The sequence below is a fragment of the Clostridium sp. genome (assembly GCF_040797585.1).
Taxonomy (GTDB): domain Bacteria; phylum Bacillota; class Clostridia; order Clostridiales; family Clostridiaceae; genus Clostridium_Z.
Genome location: NZ_JBFNEO010000004.1, coordinates 22,062 through 32,002 on the forward strand (window position 1 = coordinate 22,062; position 9,941 = coordinate 32,002).

A 9,941-nucleotide genomic window follows, 5' to 3' on the forward strand; every position below is an offset into this window, starting at 1 on the left:
AATTGTCATATATAGATTTTAAAAGAGAGGTGTTAAAAGAAAAAATCTTTTACACCTCTCTTTTACCTATATCTTAATAATTAAACAATTGTCTATTCTTCTATATACCAATTTTCAACATCTAAGAAGTCTAAATTAGTATTTGGAGTAAAGTTTTTAAGCTTAGAGTTTGTAGCTTTAACTACGTTTGGAGAGAAGAAATATACCCAAGGCACATCATTATTCATTATCTCTCCATATTTAGCATATATCTCTTTTCTCTTTTCCATATCCACTACCTTTAAAGCTTCATCAATAAGTTTATCAACTTCCGGGTTCTTGTAGCTAGAAATATTCCAAGCAAAGGTACCTGGTTTATCTGAAGCTGCAGTTGAATACCAATATGGTTTTGGATCTGGGTCTATTGGCATCATATTATTCATAAGATACATATCAAAGTCATGATCTCCAACTACTTGTTGCATAAGAGTACTGAACTCCATAGTTAAAATGTCTACTTTAATTCCTATTTCCTTTAGGTTAGACTGTATTAATAAAGCTCTTTGTTCTTGAGGTTTTTGATCTGATGGAGTATGTAGTGTAACTTCAAATTTCTCATTTTTATTATTTTCAACTATTCCATCATTATCCCTATCTTCCCAGCCTGCTTCTTTTAATAATTCCTTAGCTTTTTCTACACTATATTTGTATTCATTTAAATTGGTATTTTTAGGATGAGCCCAGCTAGATGGTAACATAGGAACATTTACTATGGTTCCATTTCCTTCTGCAAGTTTATCTAAGGCTTCTTGTCTATTAATTCCATAGGTTATTGCCTGTCTAACCTTAACATCCTTAAACTTTTCATCTCTTAAATTCATACCCATATAGATTATACTATTTTTAGGATATGAAACTAAGTTAAACCCTTGGCTCTTTAAGCTTTCTCTATCCTTTTCCTTTAAATCAGATACATCTGCCACGTCTATAGTTCCATTGATAATTTCACCTTGAACTGTATCTGGATTTGTAACTTTAAATATGAATTTATTAGTCTTTGCCTTATCTCCGTGGAAGCTATCATTTTTTTCAAATTCAACACTTTGACCAGTCTCAAACTTTGTTAACTTATAAGGTCCTGACCCCACAGGATTTGTTAATAATTCACTGCTTTCCTTCCATTTTTCAGGACTTACGCTTCCCCATATATGTTCTGGTATTATTCCTAAAGTACCTATATTACCTAAGGCTACAGAATAAGGTTCATTAAAAATAAACTCTATTGTCCTATCATCTACGACTTTTATTCCTTCTATTTTATCTGTCTTTCCTTCAGTATATTCCTTTGCACCTTTTATTCCCTCTACAATATTCCTATTTGGTCCATCATAATTCTTGTCTGCTAGGGTTTTGAAAGTATATTCTACATCTTTAGTAGTTAAAGGCTTTCCATCCTGCCATTTTAAATCTTTCTTTAATTTAAATGTATATGTAAGATTGTCCTCAGATACCTTATACTCCTCTGCAAGTTCGTTGTTTAACTTATAATCCTTATCATAGGATAATAAGCTTGAATATACTAAACTATTTACAGCTCCATCATAGGTTGTATTGGATATAAGTGGATTAAATATTCCCGTTGGTGCTGTAGGAAGAGCATATACTATTTTATCTTTTACCCTCCCTGTAGATCCTGTATCTTTACTGCCCTTACTACTACATCCCGTTAAAACTAATGATGCTATAAGTAGTGATGAAGCAAAAATTGTAATAAGTTTCTTGGCTTTCATTATGTAAATTCCCCTCTCTAATATCTTATAATGTAATAGCTAAATTGCCTTCTTAATTATATCTATTTGCAAGAATTACTTCAAAGTATATTGAATTTTTCTATAGTTCCTATAGATATTATTAAATTTTATAATAACAACTTAACTTATATATGTTTTTATCTCATGGCCATCAGAGCTGTTAACCACCCCTCCTTTTAAAAGATGGAGGTGTTACAGCTCCTAGACCCCTAGATTAAATCATCTAACCTTCAGATGGTGGAGAAAATACCACCTGAAGGAAGCTTGGTTCTATTTAATGTAAATTCTTCTATATACTAATATAAATCTAAATAGTTATATCAATATCAATGTGTTTTTATATTTAATTTATATGTTTTGTACAACTTTTTACTGACATTTTTTGTAACTATTTTAAAGAAATAAAGGCTCTCCTTTGAATATTTTTTATGAACTATAAAACTTTTTTGTATTTTTCAATGTATTTTTTAGCTTTTTGTATACCTATCTTGTATACATATTATTTTTGTGAACAAATTAGTCGATAAGATTTTCTTTATTTTTCCTTTTTAAATGATAAAATGTTACTAAGTTCACGTGATCAAATAATAAATATATTTATTAAACCTCTATAAAAATATTCACTATGCTCTTAAAGTACTTTAATGTAAATATCTATGAAGACTTATAAAGCTAAACTTAAATGTATACTACCTATATATTTTATACACTTAATATGTTTCATTCTGATTATTTACTAAAAATTATATTTAAAGGAGTTAATAGTATGTTTAATAAAAAAAATATTTCTTTATTCATAGCTGCTACCCTAATGTCCACCACTTTGTTTAATTTTATTCCTGCAAAAGCTTCTCCTTTAACCCAAAAAGATTATAATCAACCAAAAACTCAGAAGGCTTCTGAAAAACTTACAATAATGATATATGCTGATGCTGATAATGATTTAGAACCTTATATATTAAATGATATAAAGGAAATGAAACGAGGATATGTGGACAACCCTAATTTAAATTTATTAGTTCTAGTAGATAGAAATGGTAATTACACTTCTGACACTTCTACCTTCGGTGAAAACTTTAGGGATATGCGATTATATAAAATTGAAGATAATAAAGCCATAAGAGTTGATGGTGGCTCAGAATTTCCTGAAATAACTACTACAAGTAACTATGAGGGCAACATGGGGGATGCCGAAACTTTAAAGAAATTCATAAAGTTCGGTAAAGCCAATTATACTGCTGATAAATACACACTTCTAATGTCAAATCATGGTGGAGGAGCTAGAGAAAGAAAGAAACCTACTGAAATAAATAAAGCCATAGCTTGGGATGAAAGTAATGGCGATGATACTTTATACATGGGAGAAATATCAGATGTTTTAACTCACAATGAATCCGTAGATCTTCTTGCTTTCGATGCTTGCCTTATGGGAAATTCAGAAATAGCATACCAATATAGACCTGGAAATGGAGGTTTTGAAGCTAAATATATGGTAGCTTCAAGCCCAAATGTTTGGGGATATGGTTTTAAATATGACAAAATTTTCTCAAGACTACAATCAGGTGGTGGAACTAATGGAGAAACTGATTTAACCCTTGGAGGAGAAGAAAAATATTTTGATCCTTCAACTATTACCACTGAAGAGCTAGGAGCTTTAATGATTGAAGAACAAAGAGATTCCGCTACAAGAGTGACCAATCAACAACTAAGCCTTTATGACCTATCCAAAGTTAAATCTATGAAAGATTCTTTAGACTCATTATCTAAAAGCCTAAGTATTAATAATGAAAAAGATAAGGTAGAAGCTTTAAGAGGAAGTGGCAGAAACACCTCTCTAATTCACTACTTTAAAGAAGCAGATGAATTTGAATGGATATACTATCCTTACTTTGATATCTATGACTTAGCAAAACAAATAAGCCTAGAGCAAACCTTTAGCGAGGAAAGCAAAACAGCTGCTAAGAATCTTATGACAACCATAGATGATACAGTTGTATATTCCTTTGGTCAAAGTAGATTTAATGGAAAATCTATCTTTGAAGAAGGTAAAAATGGTTTAAGCATTTTCCTTCCAGATGGAAATAAAATATATGAAGATAATAATTTAGGAAGTTCTACCCCTCACTTTAAATACCAAAGATGGTATCATCCACTTAACACCATAGACATGAAACTTAGAATACCTTACGGTAATCTTACTTGGTGTAGAGATGGACAAGACCCTCAAATAAATAAAGTTGGTAACTGGTTTGAACTTCTTGATTCCTGGTTTGACGAGACTAATGATGCTACAGGTGGATTTAATAAATATCAATGGTAATTCTCATATAATTATATAGAATTTAGTTTTTAAATAAAAGGCATGTATATTAGACATAGGTTAACTAAAACTTCCCTTCTATAATTTAAAAATTTATAATATAACATTTAATCTATGTTCATGTATGTGCCTTTTATTTTATTTAAAGATCTATTAAGTCCATTAAAATATTTTCCTCTTATTCTTTAAATATACAAACCATTATACTATTCTTACTTTTCACAAAATATAATATATACTTCTAAATAATAAAAAAAGTTATATAGATTTCTTTCTATTTAATAAACCCTTTAGTAACAAAAACATATCTTTTATAAATTATATCCATGATTATAATCAATATCTTTTAACTTCCCAAATAAATTCAATTTTAAATAGTCCTTTACATGATATATGTTAATTTACTAAAATAGTATTACCTAGAACATAAAGATTTTTCATTGAAAAATTCTGATCATATTATTAGGAGGTACTATTTAATGAGAGAAATAGAAACTAGAGTGATAAATATAGATGTGGACGATATTAGGCATAAACTTTCTTCTTTAAAGACAGTTAAAGTTAAGGAAGAGAACCAAATCAATCATATATTTGATTTTAATGATAGAAGACTTCTTAAGGATAAAGGCTATGCTAGAATTAGAGTCATTGAAGATATGCTAAAGAATGAAACTAGATATTACATGACTACTAAAAAAATGATAAGCCAAGAAAAGTATAAACTTATGGAAGAAAATGAAACCATAATAAAAGATGGGGATGAGGGAATAAATATCTTTAAATCCCTTGGACTAGAGCTAGTGGAATCTATTAAAAAGTATAGAGAAAGCTATAAATATAAAAATACTCTAGTTGAAATAGATATAAATGATAAAAGCTTCTGTCCATTTCCTTACATAGAGGTTGAATCTCCTAGTGAAGAGGAGCTCCTTGAAGTTTTAAACCATGTAGGATACACATTAGAGGAGACAACTTCAAAAACCATATATGAAATTATAGGTGATTACAATAACAGTAATTTAAAAGGCCTTTAATAGATTCAAATTTTGCTCTTTACACCATCTGAAGGTTAGATGAGTTAATTTAGGCGCGTAACAACTGTTATCACCCACCTTTTAAGGGGATGTGGGTGTTACATCTCCTAGACATCAGATAAATACTAAAGGCTACTGACATATATCAGTAGCCTTTAAAAAACATCTTTTCTACCTTTTGCATTCATAAGGTTTCCCATTAAAACCTACTTAAACCCCTATGGGATACAAAAGATTATGCTATGACTTTAAGAACAAAACTTAAAACAAAAATTAAGGATACTACATACATTGGAATCTTAACTTCCTTAGCCTTCCCTTTAAATATCATAACTAATGGATATGCTATAAATCCTAAAGCAATACCGTCTACTATGCTAAAGGTTAAAGGTATTGTAGATAATATTAAAAAGCAAGGAAAACCTATCTCAAAGTTTCCAAAATCCACTCTTGATATATTAGACACCATTAAAAATCCTATAATTATTAATATTGGTGCTATAGCTTCACTTGGTATTATCATTATTAAAGGAGTAAATAGTAAAGATAATAAAAATAATATACCTGTAGTTAAAGCTGTAAGCCCTGTTCTACCACCTGCTGCTATGCCTGCCCCTGTTTCTATAGCATCTATGGTTGGAGATGATCCAAATATACCACAAGTTATAACTGATAATGCTCCTCCTCTGAAAGAATTTTTAAACTTCTCTGGAGCTCCTATCATATTAGTAGTTTGGCCATACATAAGTCCTAAATTTTCAAAAGTTACTAATAATACTAGACTAAACACTGCAACCCAGAAAGTTGGATCAGCTAGCCCGCTAAAGTCCATGTTAAAGAATACTCCTGAATATTCAGATATAGAAGGCATGTCAAAAGATATTGATGAAATATCAACTATTCCAAAGACTATACCAACTACTGTACCTAAAACTAAGGATATTAAAAATCCTCCTGGTATATTTCTAGAAAATAAGAAAAGAGCGATTCCAAGATTTATTAAAGTCACTATAACTCTAACTGATCCAAAATCTCCAAGTCCAACCATAGTCGCTGGACTAGCTACAACTATGCCCCCATTTCTAAGACCTATAAATGTTAAAAATAAACCTATACCTACTATAATAACAGTTTTAAGATCCTCTGGTATTGCCTCTGTTAATATTTGACCAAGCTTTGTAAATGCTATAATTGAAAATAATATTCCTGATATAAATATTGCCGCTAAGCCTTGGCTAAGACTTAATCCCATGGCATCTTTACCACAGATAGTAAATACAAACAGTGCACATTCTCCAAGCCCTGGAACTAATATAATTGGTGAATCAGCATAAAATGCCATAATAAAGCATCCAACTGCTGAAGCAAAGACTATAGCAAAGATAGCTGCTGTTCTTGGCATGCCTGTTAAAGATAATGTTTCTGAGTTAACTATAATTATATATGCTATAGCAAAAAAGGTAGTTAACCCAGCCATTATCTCTGTCTTTACATTAGTTTTTTGCGCCTCCAAGTTTTTAAAAAATTTCATCCTAAAGTTTTCTCCCTTCAGAAAATTATTCATCCAAATAAAATTTAATTTAAAAATCCTTATTTCTACTATTTATATTATTTCTAATATTCCCCTTAATTCCTCCTATATATTCAAGGATAGACATTAATAGATATTATATGAAACACTATTACTGCTTTTTAATAATTATAATTACTTTATCAAGGTAATTCAACAATATTTTCTCTTTAAATTTATTAATTAAGTACTACAAGTACATCTATTGACTTTTTACTTTTCTCCAAATTCTATATGATTTTTAATATGTATGATTTATTTTCATTAAAAAAATCATATTTCTTGACTCCTGAATACATATGTAATATAATATAAAGCAAATTCAAAAATTTAATATTAGGGCTATGATTAGGAGTAGTAATAGGAACTTTAGTCTATAGAGAGCTGTTGGCTTTGGTGAAAAACAGTGATAAAGGCTTATGAACTTGCCTAGGAGCTTACTTGAGGAAATGCAAGTACGGAGAAATTCGTTAGGATTTTATAAGTGAGAATATAAGTATTATATTCTAATTAGAGTGGTACCACGGAGAATTATGCCTTCGTCTCTTTATTGAGATGAAGGCTTTTTTATTTATTTTTTTATAAACAAAAGGAGGTTTATTTAATGGCAAAATATTCTACAGCCATAGATAAAAAATGGCAAAATAAATGGGAAGAAACAAATCTTTATAAATTCGATGAAAATAATTTAGATAAAAAATTATATGTTCTTGAGATGTTCTCTTATCCCTCTGGATCTCAGCTTCATGCTGGACACTGGTTTAATTATGGTCCAGTAGACTCCTGGGCTAGATTTAAAAAGATGCAAGGATTTAATGTTTTTCAACCAATGGGTTTTGATGCCTTTGGTCTTCCTGCTGAAAACTACGCTATAAAAACAGGAGTACATCCATGGGATTCCACAGTAGAGAATATAAAAACTATGGAAGCTCAACTTAAAGCTATGGGAGCTATGTTTAACTGGGACCATGAGGTTGTAACTTGTGATCCTAATTATTACAAATGGACTCAATGGTTATTTTTAAAGCTTTATGAAAAAGGTTTAGCATATAGAAAGAAAGCTCCAGTAAATTGGTGTCCTGACTGTGCTACAGTACTAGCTAACGAGCAAGTTTTAGATGGTGCATGTGAAAGATGTAGTTCAGAGGTTACTAAAAAGGATCTTACTCAATGGTTCTTTAAAATAACAGACTATGCAGATGAATTACTTGAAAAAATAGATACCCTTGATTGGCCTGAAAAAACTAAAGCTATGCAAAAGCACTGGATAGGAAAATCTACTGGTACTGAAGTTACCTTTAAAGTTAAGGACAGTGATTTATCCTTTAATGTATTTACAACAAGAGTTGATACCCTATTTGGAGTATCCTATGTGGTTCTTGCACCTGAAAATCCATTAGTAAATGATATAGTTACTGAAGAGTACAAAAGTGCAGTAGAAACGTATAAGGAAGAAACTAAAAAGCAATCTGAAATAGAAAGACAATCTATAACTAGAGAGAAAACTGGAGTATTTACTGGTTCTTATGCTATAAACCCTATAAACGGACGTGAAGTTCCTATATGGATTGGAGATTATGTTCTTGCAACCTATGGAACTGGTGCAGTTATGGCTGTTCCTGGTCATGATGAGCGTGATTTCTCTTTTGCAACTAAATATAACCTTCCAATAGAAAGAGTTATAGAAGGCGGAGAGGCTTTACCTTACTGTGAGTTTGGTACAATGGTTAACTCTGGAGAATTTAATGGATTAGTTGGAGAAGAAGCTAAAACTACTCTTACAAAGAAATTAGAAGAGCTTAAAGTTGGAGAATTTAAGGTTAACTATAGACTTCGTGACTGGCTTGTATCAAGACAAAGATATTGGGGAACTCCAATACCTATTGTATATTGTGATTGCTGCGGTACAGTTCCAGTTCCAGAAAGCAGTTTACCAGTAGAACTTCCATACAATGTAGAGTTTACTCCTGATGGAAAATCTCCTCTTGCTAAATGTGAGGAGTTTGTAAATACTACTTGTCCTAAGTGTGGAAAACCTGCTAAAAGAGAAGTTGATACCTTAGATACCTTTGTATGTTCTTCTTGGTACTACCTAAGATATGTGGATTCTAAGAATCCTGATAAAGCTTTTGATACAGAACTTATAAATAAGACTTTACCTGTAGATAAATATGTTGGTGGTCCTGAGCATGCTTGTATGCATCTTCTTTATGCAAGATTTATAAACAAAGCTTTAAGGGATATGGGATATTTAAACTTTGATGAACCATTCACTTCTTTAACTCATCAAGGATTAATCCTTGGACCAGATGGTCTTAAAATGAGTAAATCTAAAGGAAATACTATATCTCCTAATGATTATATTTCAGAACACGGATCTGATGTGTTTAGAATGTATTTAATGTTTGGCTTTGCTTATATAGAAGGCGGAGCTTGGAGTGATGATGGTATAAAATCCGTAGCTAGATTTGTGGATAGAATAGAAAGAGCCTTAACTTCATCCTTTGAAGCTATTACTAGTGGAAAAAATGATAAAACTTCAATAGATAAAGCTGAAAAGGAGCTTAACTACTGGAGACACTTTGCCATAAAGAATGTAACTCAAGATACTGAAATTCTTCAATTTAATACTGCTATTGCTAGAATGATGGAGTTTATAAATGCTTTATCTAAGTATATTAATGAAGACTCTAAAAATCTATCCTTCTTAAAGGAAGTTTGTCTTGATTATATAAGACTTCTTGCTCCATTTGCCCCTCACTTTAGTGAAGAACAATGGAATATCTTTAACAATAATGAAGAAGTAACTGATAACTCCTATTCAGTATTTAGTGAACCTTGGCCTACATTGGATGCTAAAGCTCTTATAAAGGATGAAGTAGAAATAGCCATCCAAGTTAATGGTAAAATAAAGGCTAAAATAAATATACCTTCTGACCTTAATGAAGATGGTATAAAAGAAGCATCTTTAAATGACGAAGATGTTAAAAAAGCTACTGAAGGTAAAACTATAGTTAAAGTTATAGTTATAAAAGGAAGACTTGTAAATATAGTTGTTAAATAAGAATTCAATAGGAAACTTGTTTTTTATTCTATTAATCCACTTTGCAAAACTGTAATATAATACTATTATTTATTCGCCAATATCCTATAAGGGTATTGGCGAATTTTATAATTTAAACGAAAATGGAACACTAATAATCATTTAAGATATGTTAGGACAATAA

Annotated in this window: 5 protein-coding genes and 1 other annotated feature; of the genes, 3 read left to right on the forward strand and 2 right to left on the reverse strand. The window is 30.6% G+C overall.

Annotated elements, in window-relative coordinates; all coding sequences use genetic code 11:
• Positions 1–92 precede the first annotated feature (92 nt).
• Complete coding sequence (locus AB2369_RS00580; protein WP_367664523.1) at positions 93–1,769, reverse strand: peptide-binding protein; 1,677 nt, start codon at positions 1,767–1,769, stop codon at positions 93–95.
• A gap of 787 nt (positions 1,770–2,556) precedes the next feature.
• Between AB2369_RS00580 and cloSI the strand changes: the two genes are divergently transcribed.
• The gene (gene cloSI / locus AB2369_RS00585; protein WP_367664524.1) at positions 2,557–4,110 is read left to right on the forward strand and encodes a clostripain; all 1,554 of its coding nucleotides are present in this window, start codon (positions 2,557–2,559) and stop codon (positions 4,108–4,110) included.
• 479 nt (positions 4,111–4,589) lie between these two features.
• The gene (locus AB2369_RS00590) at positions 4,590–5,144 is read left to right on the forward strand and encodes a class IV adenylate cyclase (RefSeq protein WP_367664525.1); all 555 of its coding nucleotides are present in this window, start codon (positions 4,590–4,592) and stop codon (positions 5,142–5,144) included.
• 235 nt (positions 5,145–5,379) lie between these two features.
• Here the strand turns inward: AB2369_RS00590 and AB2369_RS00595 are convergent, their stop codons facing one another.
• Positions 5,380–6,675, reverse strand: coding sequence for an NCS2 family permease (locus AB2369_RS00595; RefSeq protein WP_367664526.1), 1,296 nt, complete (start codon positions 6,673–6,675; stop codon positions 5,380–5,382).
• A gap of 374 nt (positions 6,676–7,049) precedes the next feature.
• Positions 7,050–7,264: a binding site (T-box leader), on the forward strand.
• Between the two features lie 54 nt (positions 7,265–7,318).
• Here AB2369_RS00595 and leuS point away from each other — a divergent pair.
• Positions 7,319–9,778, forward strand: a complete 2,460-nt coding sequence (gene leuS, locus AB2369_RS00600; protein ID WP_367664527.1) for a leucine--tRNA ligase — start codon at positions 7,319–7,321, stop codon at positions 9,776–9,778.
• Positions 9,779–9,941 lie beyond the last annotated feature (163 nt).

Bases quoted from the DNA above. Each gene is read 5' to 3' on its own strand.
- AB2369_RS00595 (WP_367664526.1), bottom strand. From the start codon at position 6,675: ATGAAATTTTTTAAAAACTTGGAGGCGCAAAAAACTAATGTAAAGACA.
- AB2369_RS00580 (WP_367664523.1), bottom strand. From the start codon at position 1,769: ATGAAAGCCAAGAAACTTATTACAATTTTTGCTTCATCACTACTTATA.
- leuS (WP_367664527.1), top strand. From the start codon at position 7,319: ATGGCAAAATATTCTACAGCCATAGATAAAAAATGGCAAAATAAATGG.
- AB2369_RS00590 (WP_367664525.1), top strand. From the start codon at position 4,590: ATGAGAGAAATAGAAACTAGAGTGATAAATATAGATGTGGACGATATT.
- cloSI (WP_367664524.1), top strand. From the start codon at position 2,557: ATGTTTAATAAAAAAAATATTTCTTTATTCATAGCTGCTACCCTAATG.